The 21243-nt window shown below is 66.5% G+C and carries 21 protein-coding genes; 8 read left to right on the top strand and 13 right to left on the bottom strand.

Features of this window, described 5'->3' with window-relative positions; genetic code table 11:
• Positions 1–134: 134 nt before the first annotated feature.
• Entirely contained in the window at positions 135–1352 is a 1218-nt protein-coding gene (locus FEZ61_RS18170) for an efflux RND transporter periplasmic adaptor subunit (protein ID WP_017642333.1), read from the bottom strand.
• 197 nt (positions 1353–1549) lie between these two features.
• Entirely contained in the window at positions 1550–2470 is a 921-nt protein-coding gene (locus FEZ61_RS18165; protein ID WP_017642332.1) for a LysR family transcriptional regulator, read from the bottom strand.
• 150 nt (positions 2471–2620) lie between these two features.
• On the opposite strand from FEZ61_RS18165, the gene FEZ61_RS18160 reads away from it, so the two are divergent.
• Positions 2621–3637: a zinc-dependent alcohol dehydrogenase family protein gene (locus FEZ61_RS18160; RefSeq protein ID WP_017642331.1), complete on the top strand. Its 1017-nt coding sequence runs from the start codon at positions 2621–2623 to the stop codon at positions 3635–3637.
• A 69-nt stretch (positions 3638–3706) separates the two neighbouring features.
• Here the strand turns inward: FEZ61_RS18160 and FEZ61_RS18155 are convergent, their stop codons facing one another.
• Together FEZ61_RS18155 and FEZ61_RS18150 are read right to left on the bottom strand one after the other, a co-directional pair.
• Positions 3707–4768, bottom strand: a complete 1062-nt coding sequence (locus FEZ61_RS18155) for an acyltransferase (RefSeq protein ID WP_017642330.1) — start codon at positions 4766–4768, stop codon at positions 3707–3709.
• A 304-nt stretch (positions 4769–5072) separates the two neighbouring features.
• Positions 5073–5369, bottom strand: coding sequence for a YciI family protein (locus FEZ61_RS18150; protein ID WP_017642329.1), 297 nt, complete (start codon positions 5367–5369; stop codon positions 5073–5075).
• Between the two features lie 197 nt (positions 5370–5566).
• On the opposite strand from FEZ61_RS18150, the gene FEZ61_RS18145 reads away from it, so the two are divergent.
• On the top strand, positions 5567–6520 hold the full coding sequence (locus FEZ61_RS18145) for a sulfonate ABC transporter substrate-binding protein (RefSeq protein ID WP_173149830.1): 954 nt from the start codon (positions 5567–5569) through the stop codon (positions 6518–6520).
• 5 nt (positions 6521–6525) lie between these two features.
• Here FEZ61_RS18145 and znuB read toward each other — a convergent pair whose 3' ends face one another.
• The 3 genes from znuB to FEZ61_RS18130 are packed head-to-tail and all read right to left on the bottom strand — an operon-like array spanning position 6526 to position 8556.
• Entirely contained in the window at positions 6526–7311 is a 786-nt protein-coding gene (gene znuB, locus FEZ61_RS18140) for a zinc ABC transporter permease subunit ZnuB (RefSeq protein WP_173149828.1), read from the bottom strand.
• On the bottom strand, positions 7304–8074 hold the full coding sequence (gene znuC, locus FEZ61_RS18135) for a zinc ABC transporter ATP-binding protein ZnuC (RefSeq protein WP_017642326.1): 771 nt from the start codon (positions 8072–8074) through the stop codon (positions 7304–7306). The genes znuB and znuC overlap by 8 nt, the downstream gene beginning before the upstream one ends.
• A complete protein-coding gene (locus FEZ61_RS18130; RefSeq protein WP_017642325.1) occupies positions 8071–8556 on the bottom strand; it encodes a Fur family transcriptional regulator in 486 nt (161 codons plus the stop codon). Before FEZ61_RS18130 ends, znuC begins: the two co-directional genes overlap by 4 nt.
• 65 nt (positions 8557–8621) lie before the next feature.
• Between FEZ61_RS18130 and znuA the strand changes: the two genes are divergently transcribed.
• The 4 genes from znuA to FEZ61_RS18110 all read left to right on the top strand — a co-directional run bounded on the left by znuA (position 8622) and on the right by FEZ61_RS18110 (position 12724).
• Positions 8622–9623, top strand: coding sequence for a zinc ABC transporter substrate-binding protein ZnuA (gene znuA, locus FEZ61_RS18125; protein ID WP_173149826.1), 1002 nt, complete (start codon positions 8622–8624; stop codon positions 9621–9623).
• A gap of 518 nt (positions 9624–10141) precedes the next feature.
• On the top strand, positions 10142–10819 hold the full coding sequence (locus FEZ61_RS18120; RefSeq protein WP_017642323.1) for a response regulator transcription factor: 678 nt from the start codon (positions 10142–10144) through the stop codon (positions 10817–10819).
• Positions 10816–12210 (top strand): ATP-binding protein, encoded by a 1395-nt coding sequence (locus FEZ61_RS18115; RefSeq protein WP_026083992.1) that lies wholly within the window; start codon positions 10816–10818, stop codon positions 12208–12210. Before FEZ61_RS18120 ends, FEZ61_RS18115 begins: the two co-directional genes overlap by 4 nt.
• 61 nt (positions 12211–12271) lie before the next feature.
• Positions 12272–12724: a thioesterase domain-containing protein gene (locus tag FEZ61_RS18110; RefSeq protein ID WP_017642321.1), complete on the top strand. Its 453-nt coding sequence runs from the start codon at positions 12272–12274 to the stop codon at positions 12722–12724.
• A gap of 251 nt (positions 12725–12975) precedes the next feature.
• On the opposite strand, the gene FEZ61_RS18105 is transcribed toward FEZ61_RS18110, so the two are convergent.
• On the bottom strand, positions 12976–14679 hold the full coding sequence (locus FEZ61_RS18105) for a penicillin-binding protein 2 (protein ID WP_017642320.1): 1704 nt from the start codon (positions 14677–14679) through the stop codon (positions 12976–12978).
• Positions 14680–14808: 129 nt separating this feature from the next.
• Here FEZ61_RS18105 and FEZ61_RS18100 point away from each other — a divergent pair, with 129 nt between their 5' ends.
• A complete protein-coding gene (locus FEZ61_RS18100; protein WP_017642319.1) occupies positions 14809–15123 on the top strand; it encodes a YkgJ family cysteine cluster protein in 315 nt (104 codons plus the stop codon).
• Positions 15124–15728: 605 nt separating this feature from the next.
• Here the strand turns inward: FEZ61_RS18100 and FEZ61_RS18095 are convergent.
• Both FEZ61_RS18095 and FEZ61_RS18090 read right to left on the bottom strand, forming a co-directional pair.
• The gene (locus FEZ61_RS18095; RefSeq protein WP_160924246.1) at positions 15729–16133 is read right to left on the bottom strand and encodes a YkgJ family cysteine cluster protein; all 405 of its coding nucleotides are present in this window, start codon (positions 16131–16133) and stop codon (positions 15729–15731) included.
• 3 nt (positions 16134–16136) lie between these two features.
• Entirely contained in the window at positions 16137–16709 is a 573-nt protein-coding gene (locus tag FEZ61_RS18090) for a xanthine phosphoribosyltransferase (protein WP_173149824.1), read from the bottom strand.
• A gap of 180 nt (positions 16710–16889) precedes the next feature.
• Between FEZ61_RS18090 and FEZ61_RS18085 the strand changes: the two genes are divergently transcribed.
• Entirely contained in the window at positions 16890–18947 is a 2058-nt protein-coding gene (locus FEZ61_RS18085; protein ID WP_173149822.1) for a methyl-accepting chemotaxis protein, read from the top strand.
• Between the two features lie 52 nt (positions 18948–18999).
• Here FEZ61_RS18085 and FEZ61_RS18080 read toward each other — a convergent pair whose 3' ends face one another.
• From FEZ61_RS18080 to bioD, 3 genes are all read right to left on the bottom strand, one after another.
• Positions 19000–19266, bottom strand: a complete 267-nt coding sequence (locus FEZ61_RS18080) for a hypothetical protein (protein ID WP_173149820.1) — start codon at positions 19264–19266, stop codon at positions 19000–19002.
• Between the two features lie 89 nt (positions 19267–19355).
• Positions 19356–20468: a hypothetical protein gene (locus FEZ61_RS18075; RefSeq protein ID WP_173149818.1), complete on the bottom strand. Its 1113-nt coding sequence runs from the start codon at positions 20466–20468 to the stop codon at positions 19356–19358.
• 77 nt (positions 20469–20545) lie between these two features.
• Complete coding sequence (gene bioD, locus FEZ61_RS18070; RefSeq protein WP_173149816.1) at positions 20546–21217, bottom strand: dethiobiotin synthase; 672 nt, start codon at positions 21215–21217, stop codon at positions 20546–20548.
• Between the last annotated feature and the right edge of the window lie 26 nt (positions 21218–21243).

The raw sequence follows: 21243 nt of genomic DNA, 5'->3' as shown, positions 1-21243 counted from the left end.
ATCGCGGCCATGGGCCGCTCCTACAGGTACGGATGCCACTGTAGGAGCGGTCGCAGTGGCGAACCACCATGACCGCGATACCGCGATGCCTGGACGGGTGAAAGTCTGAAACGGGTCGGGGTGGAGCCTGGGGTCTAGCGACTACCCACCTTGAGCGGCTGGGTGGGCGCCGGCAGGCTGGCCAGGACCGCGTCACGCTGGCGCTTGAGGGCGGCCAGGGTGGTGGCATCGGCCATGGGCACCGACTGGGCGTCGACGGTCATGCCCGGGCGCACCCGCTGCAGGCCGTTGACCACGATGCGATCGCCGGCTTCCAGCCCCTTGCGCACGATGCGCAGGCCTTCCAGGCGCGGACCCAGGTCGACGGTGCGATAGGCCGTCTTGCTCTGGCCATCCACCACCAACACGAATTTCTTGCCCAGGTCGGTGCCTACGGCGGCGTCCTGGATCAGGGTGCCTTCGTAGGTGCCGCTGCCCACCAGCCGCAGCCGGGCATAGAGCCCCGGGGTGAAGCGGCCGTCGGCGTTGTCGAACACGGCGCGGCCATGGATGGTGCCGGTGCGTGGATCGAGCTGGTTGTCCATGAAGTCCATGTGGCCTTCGTGGGAGAACGCGTCCTCGTTGGACAGTGCCATGTAGACCGGGCTGGCCGCGCCGCGTTGACCCTGGCGGGCGAGGGCCTGCTGCTTGAGGAAGACGCGCTCGTCGGCGTCGAAATAGGCATAGACCTTGTCGGTGGAGACCAGGGTGGTGAGGCGGGTGTCGCCGGCGTTGACCAGGTTGCCGGCGGTGACCTCGGCACGGCCGACGCGGCCGTCGATGGCGGCGCGCACCTCGGTGAAGCCCAGATTCAGGCGCGCGGCGTCCAGTTGCGCCTGGGCGGCGGCGACGCTGGCCTTGGCTTCCTGGGCGGCGCTGCGGCGGGCCTCGACGATTTCCGCGGAGATGGCGTTGCTGCTGCGCAGACGTTCGCCGCGGGCGGCTTCGTCGGCGGTGCGGCTGGCGTTGGCGCGGGCCTGTTGCAGCTCGGCTTCGAGGCGCTTGACCTCGGCCTGGAAGGGCCGCGGATCGATCTGCAGGAGGAGGTCGCCGCGCTTGACCCGGGCACCCTCGTGGAAGAGGACGCGGTCGACGTAGCCGGAGACGCGCGGACGCACCACCACGGATTCCGGCGCTTCCAGCCGGCCGGTCACCTCGTCCCATTCCACCACCGGCTGGCGCAGCACCTCGGCGGCGCTCACCTTGGGCGCGGGCGGCGCGGCGCTGGCCTGGGGATGGGAATCGCCGCAGGCGGCGAGGAATAGCGTAGAGGTCAGGGCCAGGGGGCCGAGGGTTTTCGCGAAAAGATCCATGTTCGAGTCCGCCCGAGGTGGAAAGAGGTCAGGGAGGCGAGTCTGCCGCCGGGTAAGGTCGGCGACGAATCGAAGGGCTCGAACTTATTTATCGATGGCGATGATGGTTTTGCTGTAGGTATCGCTGGCGGTGATGGCCCTTGCTGGAAAGGGCCGCGGTTGAGCCCTTCTGCCGAATCAAGAGCAGAATCCGTTTCTCAAAGGCTGTCCGGATCGCCAATGAACATCTGGATGCGCGACCTCAGCCAGCGCTCGCCGGGGTCGTGATCCTGGGCACCGCTCCAGGCCATGGGCAATTCATGGCCGCCGTCGTTCAGCTCGGCGGGCGGGTCTTCGTAGCGAAGGCCGCCGGTGCTGGCCAGCAGGCGTGCGGTGTAGTCCGGCACCATCACCAGCAGATCGGTTTCCGCCAGCAGCGAGCCCAGGCCGTTGAACTGGGGCACCGCCAGCACCACCCTGCGCTGGCGGCCGAGCTTGTCGAGCAATTCGTCGATATAGCCGGTGAGGTCGCCGGCATAGGACACCAGGGCATGGGGGCGGGCGCAGTATTCGTCCAGGGTCAGGCGCCCGGGCTTGCTGTCGGCGCGCAGTACCTTGAAGCCGAAGCGGCGCACCGGGCGGCGCTTGGCATTGGCTGGCAATTCCTCGGTATAGCCCACCGCCACGGTGATCTCGCCGGAGGCCAGCATGCCGGCGGCGGTCAGGTAGTTCATTCGCCGCACCACCAGGGTGGTGCCCGGCGCCTCGATGCGGATGCGCCTGAGCAGCGGCGGCAGCAGGGCGAATTCGACGTCGTCGGATAGGCCGACGCGAAACACCCGGTCGGCGCTGGCCGGCTCGAAACTCTGGGTCCGGCTCACCGCGCTGGAGATTTGGTCAAGGGCCGGCGACAGCAGGGCGGCGATCTCCTGGGCCCGGGGGGTCGGCTCCATGCTGCGCCCGGTACGCACGAACAGCGGATCGTCGAACAGGGTGCGCAGTCGCGCCAGGGCGGCGCTGATGGCCGGCTGGCCGAGAAACAGCTTTTCCGCGGCACGAGTGACGCTGCGCTCGAGCATCAGGGTCTCGAACACGATGAGCAGGTTGAGGTCGACGCGGCGCAGATCGGTACGGTTCATTCAGGCCCCGATAGGGAGTGGATCGATACCCCCGATGTCCATTATCGATGGGGATGCATAGAATCCTAAGGCAAGGCTGGTTAGAGTCCTAGCCATAAGCAGTCCGCCTCGGCAACGGTTCCGGGGTCGGCATCAACGCGAGGTAGTGCCATGTCCCGCCTGATCCAGTTCACCCAATTCGGCCCGCCGGAGGTGCTCGCCTGCATCGACCGGCCCACGCCCGTGGCGGGGCCAGGCGAGGTGCTGGTGCGGGTAGAGGCCATCGGCGTGAGCTGGTACGACGTGCTCTGGCGGCAGAATCTGGCTCCTGAGCAGGCCGTGCCCCCGGCCGGTCTCGGCTGCGAGCTGGCCGGGGTGGTCACCGCCCTGGGCGAAGGCGTGGCCGACCTGGCGGTGGGCGATCGCGTGGCCAGCTTTCTCGGCCACGACATCAATCGCTATCCGGCCTATGGCGACGACCTGGTCTATCCGGCCACCTCCCTGGTGCGCTACCCGGACGTGCTCACCCCGGTGGAAGCCGCGGTGCACTACAATCCGCTGCTCACCGTCTATACCGCGCTGATGCACCAGGCGCGGCTGCAGCCCGGCGAATGGGTGCTGATCACCGATGCCAGTCGCTGTTGCGGTCCGGCCTCCATCCAGCTGGCCAAGGCCCTGGGTGCCCGGGTCATCGCCAGCACCCACGACGCCGCCGACCGTGACTACCTGCGCGAACTGGGCGCGGAAAGGGTCATCGCCGCCGAGGAAGAGGATCTGGTCAGCCGCATCGCCAGCATCACCGACGGCGTTGGCGTGCACGTGGCCCTGGATGCCCTGGGCGGTCCGCAACTGGCGCTGCTCGGCGAGGCCATGGCGCCCCGCGGCCGGTTGCTGCTCTACGGCCTCAATGGGGGCAACCAGACCCCGCTGCCGGCCTGCGCGGCCTTCAAGAAGAAATTCAAGCTCTACATCCACTGCGTGCAGGATTTCACCGGCCAGCCGGAGATGGGCCTGGAAGCCGATTGTGCCGCGGTGCGGGAAGCCTTGCAGCACATCGACCAACTGACCCGTGATCGCCTGCTCAAGGCGCAGATCAAGCAGGTCTTTCCCTTCGCGCAGTTCGTCGAAGCCCATCGCTGCATGGAGCAGTGCCCTACCCGCGGTCGCGTCGTCCTCAGCGTCGAGTGACGGGCCAGGCAATAAAAAACCCACGCCAAGGCGTGGGTTTTTTCATGGCCGGTCGCCCTTGCAGGTCGCCTAGGCCGTGGCTTTCTTTTGCAGCGGCGGCGTGGCGCGATTGACTCGCGTCTTGGCGCCAAAGAAGGCCACGCTGAGGAAGTGCAGCGGACTGATCCGTTCCAGCACCAGCTTGAGCGCCACCGGCAGGAACAGACCCATGACCATGCTGACGGTGAACACCACCCAGGTGTCGTGCACCTGCAGCTTGTTCAGCACGATGCGAGCCCCGGCGGTGCCGAAAACGTGGAACAGGTAGATCTCGAAGGAGAAGTACCCTAACCAGGCCAGCGGCTTGAAGTAGAAGCGGCGGGCGATCAGCAGGCTGATGGCGGCAAGACCCAAGGCGGTACCGATGATGGCCATGTCGGTCTCGTCGAGATCGACCAGTTCGAACAGATAGGCCTGGTCCATGGCCACCAGGATCACCAGGGCCACGGCCATGGTCACGACATTGCGTTGGGTGATGAGCTGCGCGCCGAAGCGGTAGAGACCCAGGCCCAGCAGGAAGAAGGGGAACAGCTGCACCGCTTTGTAGAGGCTGAACAGGTCCGGGAAGCTCTCCCAGGCGAAGGACGCCGCCAGGGCCACGGCGAACACCAGGCCGAAGTTGCGCAGGGTCAGCAGCAGTCCGGCCTTTTCCAACAGGGCGATCACCACGAAGATGCAGAAGATCGACTGCAGGAACCAGAAGTGCGCGTAGCTGAAGAAGTAGATGCTGAAGATGTCGGTCAGCTGCGGCTTGTAGTTGGTGTTGGGCACCGCCATCTGCAAGGCGAAGAACAGCGTCGACACCACCAGCAGAGGAATGCCGATGCGTTTGAACTTACCCTGGTAGAAGCGTGACAGGTCGCTGCCGGTATTCACCGGGCGCAGCGCATAGACGTAACCGGAGATGGCGGTGAACAGCGGCATCCGTACGTAGACGAGAGAATCGTAGAGATAGCGCAGCACGGAGTCGTCCGGCACCTTCATGCCAAGGGTGGACGAACTGCCGATCACGTGGCCCGCTACCATCAGAAACAGCGCCAGTCCGCGGATCGTCTCGATGCGCAGATCCTTTTCAGGCGTGGTCTTGGTCATGCTGAGTCCTCTGTACTAGCTAAGCGAGACAGCGTCTCCACGGGCGTGGGGAACGGATGTCGGCGCATCAGATCATCTGAGCCCGGTGAGCTTAGGCTAGTTCGTTAGCTTCCTTGCTGTAGCGGCGGGAAAACTCCGGCTTTTCTTGCGCTGCATCACTTTTCTGTGAAGCGATTACTAGAAGTGTGAACTTGCAACGGCGGCGAACAACGTTGATTCAGATGGCATTGTGCCAGGCTTAAGGTGTTCTTAAGCCAGCTTGCGCTAGGCCAGCGGCGGCCAGGGCAGGCCGCCGTGGCTTGGCTCAGACGAAGGCCTTGCCGTCCAGAATCGCCTTGCGCCAGCGGGTGATACGCACTTCGCCAGGCAGCCCGGCAGTGGTGAAGGGATCGCGGGCGATGAAGGCTTCGGCCTCGGCGCGGGTTTCCACATCGACGATATAGACGCTGCCGCTGGCGGTCTCGCCGTCATCGCTGAGCTTGGCACCGCAGGCCAGCAGGGCGGCGGCGTTCTCGCGCAGGAAATCCAGGTGAGCCGGGCGATGCTGCTGGCGCAGGGCCAGGCTGTCCGGCTTGTCGAAGGTCTCGATCAGAAAAGGCATGGCGGGCTCCGATAGGCTCGGCGGCCCCGATGGCCGCCGCTGGCGCAGGGTGGCGCGATCCTGGGGCCAGCGTCAATCGGACCTTGGCCGGCCATCGATGCCTGGCCTGGGCATAGCCTTAGCAGAGAAATGTATTAAACATTCAGGTCTAGATAGGCCAGGCTGACCTTTCCAAATGGAATATAAGGAAGGTCACCATGGTTCGTTCCTCTCTCCGACGATGGCTGGCGCAGGGCGCCGTTCTGCTAGCCGCGCTCGGTGTGCTCGCTCCGGTACAGGCCGCCGACCAGCCATTGCGCATCGGTTATCAGAAGGGCGGCGGTCTGCTGGCCGTGCTCAAGGCCCAAGGCACCCTTGAGCAGGCCCTAGGGGCCCAGGGCTATCAGGTGAGCTGGCGCGAGTTCCAGGCTGGGCCGCAATTGCTGGAAGCCCTCAATGCCGGCAGCATCGACGTCGGTTATACCGGCTCCCCGCCACCGATCTTCGCCCAGGCGGCGGGGATCGATCTGGTCTACCTGGGCGCCGAACCGGCCAGCGAGGCGGTGGAGGCCATCCTGGTGCCGGACGGTTCGCCGATCCGCGACGTCGCCGAACTCAAGGGCAAGAAGGTGGCCGTGCAGAAGGGGTCGAGCGCCAACTTTTTGCTGGTCGCGGCCCTGGAGAAGGCCGGGCTGAGCTTCAAGGACATCCAGCCGGTCTATCTGCCGCCGGCCGATGCCCGCGCCGCCTTCGTCAACGGTTCGGTGGACGCCTGGGTGGTCTGGGATCCCTATCTGGCGGCCATCCAGCAAGGCCAGCCGGTGCGAGTGCTGGCCGACTATAAAGGCCTGCTGCACGCCAACAGCTTCTATGAGGGTTCGCGGCGCTTCGCCGATGCCCATCCCGAGGCGATCCGCCTGTTGCTGGCGGAACTGGCCAAGGCCGGTGCCTGGGCCAATGCCCACAAGCCGGAAGTGACGCGCATCCTGGCCGAGCAGATCGGGCTGCCGGAAGCGGTGATCGCCACCTGGCAGGCACGCACCCGCTACGGGGTGACGGCGCTGACGCCGGAAATCATCGCCACCCAGCAACAGACCGCCGACATCTTCAAGGCCCAGGGGCTGATTCCCCGGGCGGTGGATGTCAGTCAGGCGGTCTGGCAGGCGCCCTAGGACGGCTAGGCGCGACGAGGCAGCAGGTAGCCCAGCAGAAACATCCCGGCGGCGGCCACCACCACCGAGGGTCCGGCCGGGGTGTCCTGGTACCAGGATAGGGTCAACCCCAGGCACACGGCGGCCATGCCCAGCAGGCTGGCGCCACAGGCCATCTGCTCGGGACTGCGGGCGTGGCGCTGGGCCGTGGCGGCGGGGATGATCAGCAGCGAGGTGATCAGCAGAACCCCGACGATCTTCATGGCCACGGCGATGACGATGGCCACCAGCAGCATCAGCGCCAGGCGGATCCAGGTCACCGGCAGGCCTTCGACCTGGGCCAGTTCCTCGTGCACGGTGATGGCCAGCAGCGGGCGCCACAGACAGGCCAAAGCCACCAGCACCACGGCGCTGCCGCCGAGGATCCAGCGCAGATCACTGGGTCCCACGGCCAGCAGATCACCGAACAGATAGCTCATCAGGTCGATCCGCACCTCGTGCATGAACGACAGCGCCACCAGGCCCAGTGACAGGGTGCTGTGGGCGAGGATGCCGAGCAGGGTGTCGGCGGCCAGGCCGCGACGGCGCTGCAACACCACCAGCACCACCGCCAGCGCCAAACAGCCGACAGTGACGGTCAGGGTCGGGCTGACATCCAGCAGGAAGCCCACGGCGACCCCGAGCAGGGCGGCATGGGACAGGGTGTCGCCGAAGTAGGCCATGCGCCGCCAGACCACGAAGGAGCCGAGGGGGCCGGCGACGAGGGCGAGGGCGAGACCGGCGAGCAGGGCATACAGCAGGAAATCAGCCATGCTTGCAGTGGGCTCCATGGACGTGCGGCGTCTTGATCACGCTGCCATGCAGGTCGTGGGCGTGATCGTGGTGGTGGTGATAGACGGCGAGGTTGCGCGCGCTCTGGCCGAACAGTGCCTGGTAGGCCGGATCGCCGCTGACCTGCTCGGGGTGCCCGGAGCAGCAGACGTGGCGATTCAGGCAGATCACCTGATCGGTGGCGCCCATCACCAGGTGCAGATCGTGGGAGACCATCAGCACGCCGCAACCATGACGCTCGCGCAACTGGCCGATCAGCCGGTACAGCTCGCTCTGGCCATTGATGTCGACGCCCTGCACGGGTTCGTCGAGCACCAGCAACTCGGGTTGGCGGAGCAGGGCGCGGGCCAGCAATACCCGCTGCAACTCGCCGCCGGAAATGCTCTGCAAGGGGCTGTCGATGACGCCCTCGGCGCCCACTTCGCCCAGGGCGGCCAGGGCGCTGGCGCGGGTCACCCCCGGCACCAGGCGCAGGAAGCGCAGCACCGACAGCGGCAGGGTGGCGTCCACCTGCAGTTTCTGCGGCATGTAGCCGATGCGCAGCCGCGGGCGGCGCCAGACGCTGCCGCGATCGGGCGTGAGCAGCCCGAGCACGCTGCGCACCAGGGTGGTCTTGCCGGCGCCATTGGGGCCGATGAGGGTGACGATGCGGCCGGGATCCAGGGTCAGGCTGACCTGATCGAGCACCGGCTGCCCGGCAAAGGTCACACCGACATCCTGCAGCCGGATCAGCGCCTCGCTCATGCCTGCTTCCGGCAGGCGGCGCACTGACCGACCACTTCCACGGTCTGGCCTTCCACCTGGAAGCCCACGGCGCTGGCGCCGTCGAGGATGGCCTGGTGCACGGCGGGCTGTTCCAGTTCGATGCTCACCTGGCAGCTGCGGCAGATCAGGAACTGCCCCTGGTGGGCCTCGCCGGGATGATTGCAGCCGACGAAGGCGTTGAGCGAGGCGATGCGGTGCACCAGGCCGTTCTCGACCAGGAAATCCAGTGCCCGGTAGACGGTGGGCGGCGCCGCGCGGCGACCGTCCTGCTCGCTGAGCACGGCCAGGATGTCGTAGGCGCCGAGCGGCTTGTGGCTTTGCCAGACCAGCTCCAGCACCCGCTTGCGCAGCTCGGTGAGGCGCACGCCGGCGCGGCTGCAGAGTTCGTCGGCCTCGGCCAGGGCGTGGGCGACGCAGCGCGAATGATCGTGGGGCCGAAAGGCCAGGGGGGCGTCGGACATGAAACGGTACCTTGGGAGCCAGGACGTTATTATATTGCACCTCTCCTAAGAATCGGGATTTTCACGTGCCACGCCTCCTACCCCTCGTCGCTTCCCTGCTGCTCGCCTGCACCCTGTTGCCCGCCCAGGCCGAGGTGAAGGTGTTGACCAGTATCAAACCCCTGCAACTGATCGCCGCGGCCATCCAGGACGGCGCCGGACAGCCCGCCGTGCTGCTGCCGCCGGGCGCCTCGCCGCACCATTACGCCCTGCGGCCCTCGGACCTGCGCCAGGTACGCGAGGCCGGGCTGGTCTACTGGATCGGCCCGGATCTAGAGACCTTCCTGCCGGCGGTGCTCAAGGAACGCCAGGGCCCCAGCGTGGCCATCCAGGACTTGCCGGGCCTGCACCTGCGTCGCTTCGGCGCCGAGCACGCCCATGAGTCGGGCGACGATCATGACGAGCACGAGCACGAGCACGAGCACGAGCACGAGCACGAGCACGAGCACGAGCACGAGCACGGTGCGGCGCCCGAGTACGCCCACGACCATGACCACCGCCCCGGTAGCCTGGATGCCCACCTCTGGCTAACCCCGGCCAATGCCCGGGTGATCGCCACGCGTCTCGCGGCCGACCTGAGCCAGGCCGATCCGGCCAATGCCAGTCGCTACGCGGCCAACCTCAAGGCCTTCGAAAGTGGACTGGCCGCCAAGGACCAGGCCCTGCGCGCCCAGCTGGCGCCGCTGGCCGGCAAGCCCTATTTCGTTTTCCACGAGGCCTTCGACTATTTCGAGGAAGCCTATGGCCTGGGGCATCGTGGCGTCTTCGCCCTGGGCGCCGACGTCCAGCCCGGCGCGCGCCATGTGGCCGCCATGCGTGAAGAGCTCAAGGCGGCCGGTCCGACCTGTGTCTTCACCGAACCGCCGCTGCAGCCGAAGATCGCCACCACCCTGAGCAGCGGCCTGCCGGTGACCCTGGTGGAGCTCGATCCCCTGGGGGCCCGCATTCCGGTCGATAGCCAGGGCTATGCGACCCTGCTGCAACAGGTGGCCGACACCCTCGGCGGCTGCCTCGGCAAGCTCCCCTGAGCCACCCGGGATAACGATTCGGCAAGGGCTACCGTTCGTCGCCCTTGACCTGCCCTGGTGATCGTTCAGCTGGCGTTCAGGACGAGTTCAGGCAGCGTTCAGGGCCACTGGCCTAATCTGCAACTGTCAGATCAGCAACGCCGAGGTCGCCCGGATATGTTCACCCTAGCGCAGCTCCCGCTAAGGCAGATCGTCCGGACACTTCGACCCGACCTGGCGATGTTCATCCTTGTAACTCCACTGCAGGGTCACCAAGTCAGCTCTGGTCCCCTGTAGCCGTCTCACGACGGAGCCGTCCCCCAACGGCAGTTTCCGATCCCCATGAAGTGCTCCTTACCTCTCCAACCGGAGAGGTTTTTTTTGCCTGGAATAAAGTAAGTGTCCCCATCCATCCGCTCCCTGCTCTCGCCGTCAGCCGGCTCCAGGCGCCATAATCGGGCCCAGGGCGCTGCTGCGCGACGTACGCGACAGATGCAGTCGCAGCCACAGAAAGTCTCGTTAGCTGTTCAGGAGTCTGCATGAAGATCCTCGTCGTCGAAGACGAAAACCTGCTGCGCCACCACCTCAAGGTGCGTCTGGGTGAAGCCGGTCATGTCGTCAATGCCGTGGCCGATGCGGAAGAAGCGCTCTACAGCGCCCGCGAATTCCATCACGATCTCGCCATCATCGACCTGGGCCTGCCCGGCATGAGCGGTCTCGATCTGATCCGCCAGCTGCGCAACCAGGGCGCCACCCTGCCGATCCTCATCCTCACCGCCCGTGGCAGCTGGCAGGACAAGGTCGAAGGCCTGGGTGCCGGGGCGGACGACTATGTGGTCAAGCCCTTCCAGTTCGAAGAACTGGAAGCCCGCCTCAATGTGCTGTTGCGTCGCTCGGCGGGCTTCGTCCAGCCGAGCATCCGCGCCGGCTCGCTCAAGCTGGACCTGGGGCGCCAACAGGCCTTCAACGAAGACCAGCCGCTGCAGCTGACCGCCTACGAGTACCGGCTGCTGGAATACCTGATGCGCAACCATCAGCAGGTGATCACCAAGGAGCGGCTCATGGAGCAGCTCTACGACGATGACGGCGAGCACGACAGTAACGTCATCGAGGTGCTGGTGGGGCGCCTGAGGCGCAAGCTGGAAGCCAACTGCCAGATGCAACCCATCGAAACGGTCCGGGGCCGCGGCTACCTGTTCACCGAGCGCTGCCAGTGATCCGTTCGTTCCGGGTACGGTTGCTGCTCAGCGCGGCGCTGCTGGTCATCGTCTGCCTGGCGTTGATCGTGCCGGCGATCCGCAATGCCTTCGACCGTACCGTGGAAAACTTCGTCGCCGCGCGCCTGGAGGCCAACGCCAACACCCTGATTGGGGCGGCGCGGGCCATCGACGGGCGCCTGGCGATGCCGGAGATGATCGCCGAAGAGGTCTTCGACCGACCCGGTTCGCCCATCCTCGGCTACGTCTACGACCAGAACGGTCGCCTGCTCTGGCGCTCGCGCTCGGCGATCAAGGAGCGGCCCAACTACCGGCCGACCTTCGACGGCGGCGGGGTCAAGCTGGTCAAGGCCACCGACGACCAGGGCCAGGGTTTCTTCGTCTTCGATCGCGAGGTGCTGCTGGGTAATCCGCCGGTCGCCGGCTTCAGCGTGGTCACCATGCAGCCGGCCGAGGAGTACGAGCGGTTGCGCGCGACCTTCGTCCACCAAGTGATCCTCTGGCTGGTCGGGGTGCTGGGTGCGCTGCTGGTCCTGCTCGCTCTGGTCATGCAATGGAGCCTGCGACCGCTGCGCCGCCTCAGCCAGCAGCTGGACGCGGTGGAAACCGACCAGCGCGAGTTGCTCGACGAAAACAACGTACCCAGCGAGATCAGTCGCCTGATCCGTTCGCTGAACCGCCTGCTCGATCACGAACGCCTGCAGCGCGAGCGCTACCGCGACACCCTGGGCGATCTGGCCCATAGCCTGAAGACGCCGTTGGCGGTCTTGCAGGGAGTGACCGAGGAATTGCGCCGTCGGCCGCAGCTCGACCAGGAGGTCGGCACCCTGCAGACCCAGATCGAGCGCATGAACCAGCAGGTGATGTACCAGCTGCAGCGGGCCACCCGCCAGGGCGGCGCGGTGCTCAGCCGGCCGCTGGAGCTGGCGCCGCTGGTGGAGTCGCTGTTCAGCACCCTGGACAAGGTCTATGCCGAGAAACGCGTGCAGGCGGAAATGGATTTACCGCCGAATCTGCGGGTGCAGGCCGAAGAAGCCGCCATGCTGGAGGTGTTCGGCAATCTCCTGGAAAACGCCTATCGCCTGTGCCTGACGCAGGTGCGGGTCAGCGCCCGCCGTCATACCGAGCACTGGATCCTCGACATCGAGGACGACGGCCCCGGCATTCCCGCCGAGCGCCGCGAAAGCGTGCTGCGTCGCGGCATGCGCATGGACAGCCGCCATCCTGGGCAGGGCATCGGCCTGGCCGTGGTGCAGGACATCCTGGAAGGCTACCGCAGCAGCCTGACCATCGATGAATCCAGTCTGGGCGGCGCCCGTATCCGCTTCCGCCTGCCGGCGGCGATTTCCCCGGAGCGGCCTTCCTTGGTGCACAATGGGGCCAAGACGTGACCCATGGGTCATGGCTTGCGTCTGCTCCTGATAGTGAAATTCTGTCTGTAAGGACCCCGGCATGAGCCGCGACTGCCGTCACCTCGAATCCCTGTTGCACCACGATATTCCCATCACCAAGGCCCTGGGCCTGGAAGTCCGCGACTGGAGCGAGCAGCGCCTGCAGCTGCATGCCCCGCTGGATGCCAACATCAACCACGCCAGCACCATGTTCGGCGGCAGCCTCTACTGCGTGGCCGTGCTGGCCGGTTGGGGCTGGCTGTACCTGCGCCTGCGCGAAGCCGGCATCGAGGAAGGCCACATCCTCATCCAGGAAGGCCAGATCAGCTATCCGCGGCCCATCACCGCCGATGCCCTGGCCTATGGCGAGCCGCCCGAGGCACGGGCCTGGGAGCGCTTCGAGACCACCTTCCGCCGCCGTGGCCGCGCGCGCATCACCCTGCAGTCGCGCATCGTCACCGAGAGTGGCGAGGATGGGGTGCGCTTTACCGGTCAATACGTGCTGCACCGCTGAGAGCTTGTCCAAAGTCTGCTGCGCGTCGGCCAAACTGCGTTGAAAAGACCCTGGGCCGCCAGCCCGGTCGGAATGCTCATTTACCACTCGTAAACTCGCACGCGAGTCCGATCCGCTTCCTCAGGTCTTTTCGCGGGGCCGCCCAGGCTTTGTTTGGCTCTAGCTCGCGAGCCTTTGAATAAGCTCTGGCCAGGTAGCGCGGTACGCAAAGGGCGACCCTAGGGTCGCCCTTTTTCGTTTCCGTTATCCGCTCAGCCGTGGGAGTGAGACTCGGCTTTCGCCTGCTGTGCGGTATTGGTGTCGGGCAGGTTGTCCGGCGGTACCGCCAGGGCACGCAGGGCGCCGGACATGATCTCGCTGAAGGTCGGCGCCGAGACCAGACCGCCGAAGTAGCCTTCCTTGGTCGGGGTATCCAGCATCACCGCCAGCACTAGCTTGGGATCGGCCGCCGGTGCCATGCCGACGAACAGCGAGCGATAGGCGTGCTCGGTGTAGCTGCCGGCGCCGGCCTTGCGCGCGGTACCCGACTTGCCGGCCACGTGATAGCCGGGCACCCGGGCGCGGATCACGCCGCCTTCGTCTTCCACCACGTGGTTGAGCATGGCGCGCAGGCGCCGGGCGATGGCCGGGTCCATGGCCTGGACGCTCTGCTGCTTCTGGTCCTTGAGCAGGGTCAGGGGGGTGAGCAGGCCGTCGTTGGCGATCACCGAATAGGCCTGGGCCAGCTCGGCGACGTTGACCGCCAGGCTGTAGCCAAAGGACATACTGGCCGTGGCGATCTGCGACCACTTGGTGTGGCCGGGCAGGTAGCCGGCGTTCTCGCCGGGAAAGCCCAGGGCCATCGGATTACCGAAGCCGACACGGCTGAGCTGCTCGTAGATGGGCAGCGGCCCGATCTGCAGCGCCACCTTGCTCATGCCGATGTTGGAGGAATTGAGCAGCACCCCGGTCATGGTCAGGACACCGCGCCGGGCCACGTCGTGGATGGTGTGACCGTCGATGGTCATCCAGCCCGGCGCTACGTCCACAGTGCTGTTCTCGTTGAACTTGCCCGAGGCCAGGGCCACCGACATGCTGAACGGCTTGATCACCGAGCCGGGCTCGAAGGCGTCGGTCAGGGTGCGGTTGCGCATGTTGGGGATCTGCAGCGTGGCGCGGTTGTTGGGGTTGTAGGAGGGGAAATTGGTCATCGCCAGGATCTGGCCGGTCTTGGGGTTGACCAGCACGGCGGACCCGGACTGGGCGCCGAACTTTTCCACCGCGGTCTGCAGCGCGCGATAGGCGATGAACTGCAGGCGCAGGTCGATGGACAGCGCCACGTCCTTGCTCGGTTGCGGCTGGCGCACCACGCGGATGTTCTTGACCACCGAGCCACGCGGATTGATCAGCACCTCGCGCACCCCGCCACGGCCGGCCAGCCAGTCTTCGAAGCCCAGTTCCAGGCCCTCCTGGCCATGGCCGTCGATGTTGACCATGCCGATCACCTGGGCCACCAGGTCGGAACTGGGATAGTAGCGCTTGTATTCCTTGATCTGGCGCACCCCGGGTACGCCGAGGGCCATGATGTTCTCGCCATCGATGGGCGACAGCGCCCGGGCCAGGTAGAGGAAGTGCTTTTCCGGATGGCCGAGGATCAGGTTGCGGAGTTCGGCTTCGGGCTTGTGGATGGCCTGGGCCAGGCGCCCCAGCTGGTCGGCGCTGTCCTGCATCTCCGATGGATTGCACCAGATGGTCACCACCTCGGTGGAAACCGCCAGGGGCGCGCCGTTGCGGTCGGTGATCATGCCGCGGGTGACCGGAATGGGAATGTGGCGCACCGAACGGCGATCGCCCTGGTCACCCAGGAAGGCGGCATCGATCAGCTTGAGGTAGGTGATGCGGCCAGCGACCACGCAGGTCAGCAGGACCAGCACGACGACCACGACATAGAAGCGATAGCGGGGTGCGGCCGTCATGGCGGCTCCTGCGCGAGAAGAGGGCTTGGGCATGGTCACAACTGGTTACAACCGTCAGGGACGCGCATGGTAACTGCTCCAGCTATCGGCCGGAAACCGCTGGGCGGTCGAGGGCGGTACACTGCGCACATGAGCGACATCCCCCTGCACGATCTTTCCACCCCTGCCGTGACCTGCGAGAGCTGTCAGGCCTGGTGCTGCCGCCAGGAAGTCCTGCTGTTCGACGATGCCGGCGTGCCCGCCCGCTACATCGAGGAAGACTGGACCGGCACCCGCATGAAACGCCTCGACGACGGCTGGTGCGCCGCCCTGGATCGCGAGCAGATGAATTGCAGCATCTACGAGGTGCGGCCCTGGGTCTGCCGGATCTTCGACATGGCCGGTCCGGAATGCCTGGAAGAGCGGGCGGACATGAAAAGGGCGATGGAGAGTGGCGAGTTCTAGCGTCGCCCTGGCCAACCCTGTTGGGCTTCGCTGCGCTCAACCCAACCTACACGTCCAGCCTTGAGGCACCCGTAGGTTGGGTTGAGACGGCTGTTTCGTCGAAGCCCAACAAGGCAGGCATGCGGTGATACGTCCCGTTGGGCTTCGCTGCGCTCAACCCAACCTACGCGCCTAGCCTTGAGGCACCGTAGGTTGGGTTGAGACGGCTGTTTCGTCGAAGCCCAACGATGCAGGCATGCGGTGATACGTCCCGTTGGGCTTCGCTGCGCTCAACCCAACCTACACGTCCAGCCTTGAGGCACCCGTAGGTTGGGTTGAGACGGCTGTTTCGTCGAAGCCCAACAAGGCAGGCACGCCGGGGCACGCCCTGTTGGGCTTCGCTGCGCTCAACCCAACCTACGCGTCCAGCCCTGAGGCACCCGTAGGTTGGGTTGAGACGGCTTTTTCGTCGAAGCCCAACAAGGCAGGCAGGCGGTGACACGTCCCGTTGGGCTTCGCTGCGCTCAACCCAACCTACGCGCCTAGCCTTGAGGCACCGTAGGTTGGGTTGAGACGGCTGCTTCGTCGAAGCCCAACAAGGCGGGCATGCCTCGGCGGACCGCCGTCTAGCGTAGCTTCTGCGGCTTGTAGGCGCAGTAGTTCGGCCGGGGGCCGACCCTTGGGTGGTTGCGGCAGGTTTCCGGGCGCTGGTCGTAGATGGTGCACAGCCGCGTCTTGGGATGCAGATAGACGCAATCGTTGTTGGACAGTCGCACCAGGGTGAACAGCCCGGTCTTGGCGTTGAGGCGCTCGACCACGCCGTCCTTCTTGAGTCGCTTGGCGATGTCCTTGAGCGGCTCGCCCTTCTCGAATTCGTCCACCACGCCCATGCGGATCAGATCGGACAGGCGGGCTTCCACCGGCAGGGTGCAGCAGCTGGACACGCAGTCCAGGCACATGGCCTTGTCGTAACGGATCCAGGTTTCGGTGCGATCGAGATCGGCACCGAGAATGCGCAATATCTGAGCCATGACTTACTCGGCGAAGGTGACCTGACCGTCGGCCAGGGAGGCGACGCGGGCCAGGGATTCGACGCGATAGCCCTGGGCGTCGAGTTCGGCGCGGCCGACCTGGAAGGACTTCTCGATGACGATGCCGAGTCCGGCGACCTGGGCACCGGCCTGACCGATGATGGAGATCAGCGCCTTGGCCGCCTTACCGTTGGCGAGGAAGTCGTCAATGATAAGCACCCGGTCGTCGGACGCCAGATGCATGGTCGAGACGGCTATGGTGCTCTCGGTCTGCTTGGTAAAGGAATAGACACTCGCGACCAGTAGATTGTCGGTAAGCGTCAGTGACTGATGCTTGCGCGCGAAGATCACCGGTACGCCCAGCTCCAGACCGGTCATCACCGCCGGGGCGATGCCCGAGGCTTCGATGGTCACGATCTTGGTGATGCCGACGTCGGCGAAGCGGCGGGCGAACTCCTGACCGATGTCCCGCATCAGCGCCGGGTCGATCTGGTGGTTGAGGAAGGCATCGACCTTGAGCACCTGCTCGGAGAGTACTTGGCCTTCGCTGCGAATCTTGGCTTTGAGGCGTTCCACGCGGACGGTCCTTTAACGGCAACGCCCGGGCCTGAATGCAGGACCGGGTCTGGGAATACGGGAGGGCGGCGATTGTGCCCTATCTTTCAAGAAAGTCGTTAGTTTGCCGACAAATCGTCCTATAGGTATCCGCAACGGATAGCCGACGCTTGCCGGTGGCTGGCACAGGAGTGGTCGAACATGGGTGTTTTGTTGTCACCGGGGATTCGCGTGCTGAGCCAGTTCGGCTTCGCCCGCAAGTTCGCCCTGCTGCTGGTGCTGTTCATCCTGCCCCTGGCGGTCAGTCTCTGGCTGCTGGGCGCCGATTTCCAGGCCAAGCTGGCCACCGTCAGTGGCGAGCGCAGTGGCGTGCGGCTGCTGCAACGGCTCGACGCCGTGGAGGAAGAACTCACCCTCCGGCGCAACCTGACCGCGCGCTGGAAGGCGATCGACACCAGTCGCCAGGAGACGCCGGCCGTGCAGGCCGCCATCGCCGCCCTGGAAAGTCGCAACGACAGCCGGCGCGAGCGGCTCGCCCTGCTTGAACAGCAACTGGGGATCGAAGGGGCCGGCGCGGATGTACAGGCGCGCTTCAAGACCCTGCAGCAGGCGCTCGCCGGGCTCGAGGTCGCGGATCTGCGCGGCCTGGGCTGGTGGCCGGACGGCTACGACAGATTCACCGCCGCCCTCGGTGCCGTCCAGGCGCTGCGCGAGGAAATCGCCCTGGACAGCGGCCTCATCCTCGATCCCTGGATGGAAACCTATCTGCTGATGCAGATCGGCACCACCCAGTCGGTCGAGTTGTACGAACGCCTGGGCCGCCTGGCCAGCGTCGGCCAGGCCAGCGTGGTCTCCGGCCAGTTCAGCCTGCAGAGCCGCCTGCAGCTGCGCGACCTGCGCGCCCGTGTCGGCGACTCCAGCGAAAGCCTGGCCAAGGTCGCCGTCCTGCTCGGCAACAAGCTGCCCGCCGACATGGCTGGCTGGAAGGACGACTACCAGAAGGTCAGCAGCCAGCTGGACGCCAGTCTCAAGACCCTCGATCAGGGGATATTCGGCGGCGAGATCACGCTCAGGCCGGAGCAGTTCGAAGCCACCCTGGACGGCGTCCTGCAGGGGCTGCAGACCTTCCGCCAGCAGACCCTGAAGAACCTGGATCAACGGCTGCAATACTATGGCGCCGATGCCGTGCGCAGCTTTGGCGCCATTGCCGCCGGCTTCGGTCTGCTGCTGGTGGTGACCTGCTATCTGCTGCTGTGCATGCAGGCCGCCATTCGTGGCAGCGCCCGGCGCATCACCACCCTGGCCGAAGGCCTGCGCGACGGCGATCTGACCCGCTCGGCGCAGGTGAGTGGCCAGGACGAACTGGCCGAGATCGGGCGCGCCCTTGACCTGGCCGTGGTGCAGTTGCGGGGCAGCCTGCAGGCGGTCGAACAGGAGAGTCGCCAGGTGGGCACGGCTTCCGGCGAGCTGGGTCAGCAGGCCGAGGCGGCGCTGGACGCCGTGGAGGCCCAGCGCCAGCAGATCACCCAGATCGCCACCGCCGCCACCGAACTGGCCGCCACCGCCCAGGGCGTGGCGCGGAGTTGCGAAGAGGCCGCCGGGCGCGCCGAGCAGATGCGCGGCATCGCCGAGGCCAGCCAGAGCGACAGTCGCCAGACCACGGCCAGCATCCAGCGGCTCAACCAGCGCCTGGACGAGACGGCTGCGGCCATGGCCCAGGTCGACGCCCAGGCCGGACAGATCCAGCAGGTGGTGGATGTCATCCGCGGCATTGCCGAGCAGACCAACCTGCTGGCGCTCAACGCCGCCATCGAGGCGGCCCGGGCGGGTGACCAGGGACGGGGCTTCGCGGTGGTCGCCGACGAAGTGCGCTCGCTGTCGCAACGCACCCAGGCCTCCACGGCGCAGATCGCCGGCACCGTTGGCAGCCTGAGCAGCACCGTGGCCCAGGCCGTGGCGCTGATGCAGGAGGCCTGTGGTCAGGCCGCCAGCGACGCCCAGTCCATCACCGGGCTGGGGCAGCGGCTGGAAGCGATCGCCGAATCGGTGCAGGGCGTCTCCGACACCCTGGCGCAGATCGCCACCGCCGCCGAGCAGCAGGCGGTCACCGCCGATCAGGTCAGCGGCAACATCCAGCAGGTCGATGGGGCCGCGGCCGATCTGCTCGGCAACGCGCGCACGGTGCAGAGCACGGCGGTGGGTCTGGAGGCGGGCAGTCGCACCCTGACGGCCAACACCACCCGTTTCCGCCTGGGCTAGAACGCAGAAGGGGCGCCTCGCAGGGCGCCCCTTCCACTCACATAATTGCTGATCAGGCCCGAGTATCGAGCAGCCGGCCCAGGGTTTCCTGGGAGGCCTGCATGACCTTGGTACCGGCCAGCGCCTGGTACTTGCCGATATCCAGATTGACCAGTTCGCTGGCCAGATCGGCCTGGCTGTTGGTAGTCGCGCCCAGGGCTTGCTGTTCGTTGCGCGCCGTCTGGGAGGCAAGGGCGGCACCGGCCTTTTCGACCGTGCGGCTGCCGTTCTGGTAGGCCTGCACGCCGGCATAGAGCGAATTGCTTGAAGTCACGTTCATGGACAGCGTCCTCGACGGTGATGTCAAAGGGCTATTGAAGCAGCTTTGACGCCAAAGAACCAGCAGCCCGTGTCACCGCCTGTGTCCAGCTATTGCTGGATCGTCGCCCGGTTGCCCTGGCCGCTCTGGCGCAGGTCGACGTGGTTACCCGCGCCGATCTGACTGATCGAGGCGTACTGGCCAGCCCCCTGCTGACTGGCGCTGACCTGGGCGTCGCTGCCCAGACCGGCAGAGAAGGAGTGACCATCGCCCAACTGCTCGACGCCGAGTTCGATGTGGTCGCCGAGCCAAACCGCACTGACCTCGTTGTCGTTGCCCTGGGAGACCAGGTTCAAGCGGGAATCGTCGCCGCCGATCAGGACGCCAACCCTGTTGCGATCGCCCTGCTGGTGCAGGTCGAGGCGGTTGCCGTTGCCGTTCATGATCGCCTGGACGGCGTTGTCGTCGCCCAGCTGCCGCGCGCTGACGCTCTGGGCGCCGCCCTCCGGACCGGTCTGCTGCACCGCCGCGCTGTTGCGATTGCCGATCTGGACCAGCCGGACCTCTTGCTGCCGCGAGCCCTGGCGGGCGCCGGCCTGGTTGTCGTCGCCCCGCTGCTCGACCACCGCCCGGTTGGCGCCGCCGCCCTGCAGCAGATTGACCTCGTTGCGCGCGCCCAGACTCAGCACGTCCTGCACATGATCGTCGCCCACCTGCCTGAGTCGCGAGTGGCTACCGCTGTCGCGACCGTCCTGGAACAGGTTCAGCTGGTTGCGCGCGCCCTGCTGCTCGATGAGCATCCGCTGGTCGTCGCCACCCTGGCGCACCAGGGCTTCGTTCTGCAGACCGCTCTGCAGGATGTCCACCCCATCGCGCTGGCCGTGGCCCTGGTAGACATAGGCATGGCTCTGGCTGGCCTCGCGCTGGTCGATGACGATCTCGCGCGCGCCGCCGGCGGCCTGGCTGACATTGGTGAAGTTGCCGACACCGCCCTGCTCGACGCGGGTGCGGTCGCCCTGGGAGTCGCGCTGGGTGAGATAGGCCTGGCTGGCGCGACCGGTCTGGACGACTTCCAGGCTGCCCTGGCGGGTATCGGGTTCCTGGGTGAGGAAGGCGCCGAGGCGCTCGCCGCGCTGATCCACTAGTGTCTGGTTGTCCAGCGCCCAGGCGGTGCTGGTCAGGCCGAGCAGGCCCAGGCAGGTCAGAAACGTTGAGGTAGACACTAGGGCTGGTCCGGCGGCGAAAGACAGGGCAGTCTGCCGCCGGCCTGGCCCTGCGGCCATCGCCCGAAAGACTGATATCAGCGGGGCAGGCGCAGGTGCGCGGCGACCGCCGACGGCGTGACCGCAGCCAGGTGCGGCACCGTGCCCAGGCAGGGCGCCGGCAGGCGCTCGTGCAGGGTGGCGAGGTTGTCGTCCAGGCGCAGGGTGGCCGGCGCGACCAGATTGGCTACCCAGCCGGCCAGCGGCAGGCCATCGGCGAGGATAGCCTCGGCGCTGAGCAGGGCGTGGTTGATGCAGCCCAGGCGCACCCCGACCACCAGGATCACCGGCAGGCCCAGTTCGCGGGCGAGGTCGGAGAGCGACTCGCGCCCGGCCAGGGGCACGCGCCAACCGCCGGCGCCTTCCACCAGGGTGAAGTCGGCCTGCAGCGCCAGGATCCGCCGTACCGGCGCGGCCAGAGTGGCGACGGTCAGATCGATGCTGGCTTCGCGGGCCGCCAGGTGCGGCGCGATGGCGGGTTCCAGGGCGATGGGATTGATGTCGGCATAGCCGAGCGGTAGCGAGGTCTCGCCCAACAGCGCCAGGGCATCACCGTTGCGCAGGCCGTCGGCGGTGCGTTCGCAACCGGAGGCCACCGGCTTGACCCCGGCGGTGGCGAGGCCCTGCTGGCGGGCCCGATGCAGCAGGCCGGCGGCGATGGTGGTCTTGCCGATCTCGGTATCGGTGCCGGTGACGAAATAGGCGGGCATGGCGGTCATTCCTTAGAGCCTGTTCA

Origin of the sequence: Pseudomonas sp. MS15a(2019) (assembly GCF_013277805.1) — a bacterium.
GTDB classification, from domain to species: domain Bacteria; phylum Pseudomonadota; class Gammaproteobacteria; order Pseudomonadales; family Pseudomonadaceae; genus Chryseomonas; species Chryseomonas benzopyrenica.
This window is presented reverse-complemented; position numbering and strand designations above follow the sequence as displayed.

Excerpts from the sequence above, each read along its gene's own strand:
- FEZ61_RS18150 (WP_017642329.1), bottom strand. The coding sequence starts at position 5,369 with ATGCCTTTTCTGATCGAGACCTTCGACAAGCCGGACAGCCTGGCCCTG.
- FEZ61_RS18145 (WP_173149830.1), top strand. The coding sequence starts at position 5,567 with ATGGTTCGTTCCTCTCTCCGACGATGGCTGGCGCAGGGCGCCGTTCTG.
- znuB (WP_173149828.1), bottom strand. The coding sequence starts at position 7,311 with ATGGCTGATTTCCTGCTGTATGCCCTGCTCGCCGGTCTCGCCCTCGCC.
- FEZ61_RS18095 (WP_160924246.1), bottom strand. The coding sequence starts at position 16,133 with ATGGCTCAGATATTGCGCATTCTCGGTGCCGATCTCGATCGCACCGAA.
- FEZ61_RS18080 (WP_173149820.1), bottom strand. The coding sequence starts at position 19,266 with ATGAACGTGACTTCAAGCAATTCGCTCTATGCCGGCGTGCAGGCCTAC.
- FEZ61_RS18130 (WP_017642325.1), bottom strand. The coding sequence starts at position 8,556 with ATGTCCGACGCCCCCCTGGCCTTTCGGCCCCACGATCATTCGCGCTGC.
- FEZ61_RS18160 (WP_017642331.1), top strand. The coding sequence starts at position 2,621 with ATGTCCCGCCTGATCCAGTTCACCCAATTCGGCCCGCCGGAGGTGCTC.
- bioD (WP_173149816.1), bottom strand. The coding sequence starts at position 21,217 with ATGCCCGCCTATTTCGTCACCGGCACCGATACCGAGATCGGCAAGACC.
- FEZ61_RS18120 (WP_017642323.1), top strand. The coding sequence starts at position 10,142 with ATGAAGATCCTCGTCGTCGAAGACGAAAACCTGCTGCGCCACCACCTC.
- FEZ61_RS18105 (WP_017642320.1), bottom strand. The coding sequence starts at position 14,679 with ATGACGGCCGCACCCCGCTATCGCTTCTATGTCGTGGTCGTCGTGCTG.
- FEZ61_RS18165 (WP_017642332.1), bottom strand. The coding sequence starts at position 2,470 with ATGAACCGTACCGATCTGCGCCGCGTCGACCTCAACCTGCTCATCGTG.
- FEZ61_RS18100 (WP_017642319.1), top strand. The coding sequence starts at position 14,809 with ATGAGCGACATCCCCCTGCACGATCTTTCCACCCCTGCCGTGACCTGC.
- FEZ61_RS18085 (WP_173149822.1), top strand. The coding sequence starts at position 16,890 with ATGGGTGTTTTGTTGTCACCGGGGATTCGCGTGCTGAGCCAGTTCGGC.
- FEZ61_RS18155 (WP_017642330.1), bottom strand. The coding sequence starts at position 4,768 with ATGACCAAGACCACGCCTGAAAAGGATCTGCGCATCGAGACGATCCGC.
- FEZ61_RS18110 (WP_017642321.1), top strand. The coding sequence starts at position 12,272 with ATGAGCCGCGACTGCCGTCACCTCGAATCCCTGTTGCACCACGATATT.
- znuC (WP_017642326.1), bottom strand. The coding sequence starts at position 8,074 with ATGAGCGAGGCGCTGATCCGGCTGCAGGATGTCGGTGTGACCTTTGCC.
- FEZ61_RS18170 (WP_017642333.1), bottom strand. The coding sequence starts at position 1,352 with ATGGATCTTTTCGCGAAAACCCTCGGCCCCCTGGCCCTGACCTCTACG.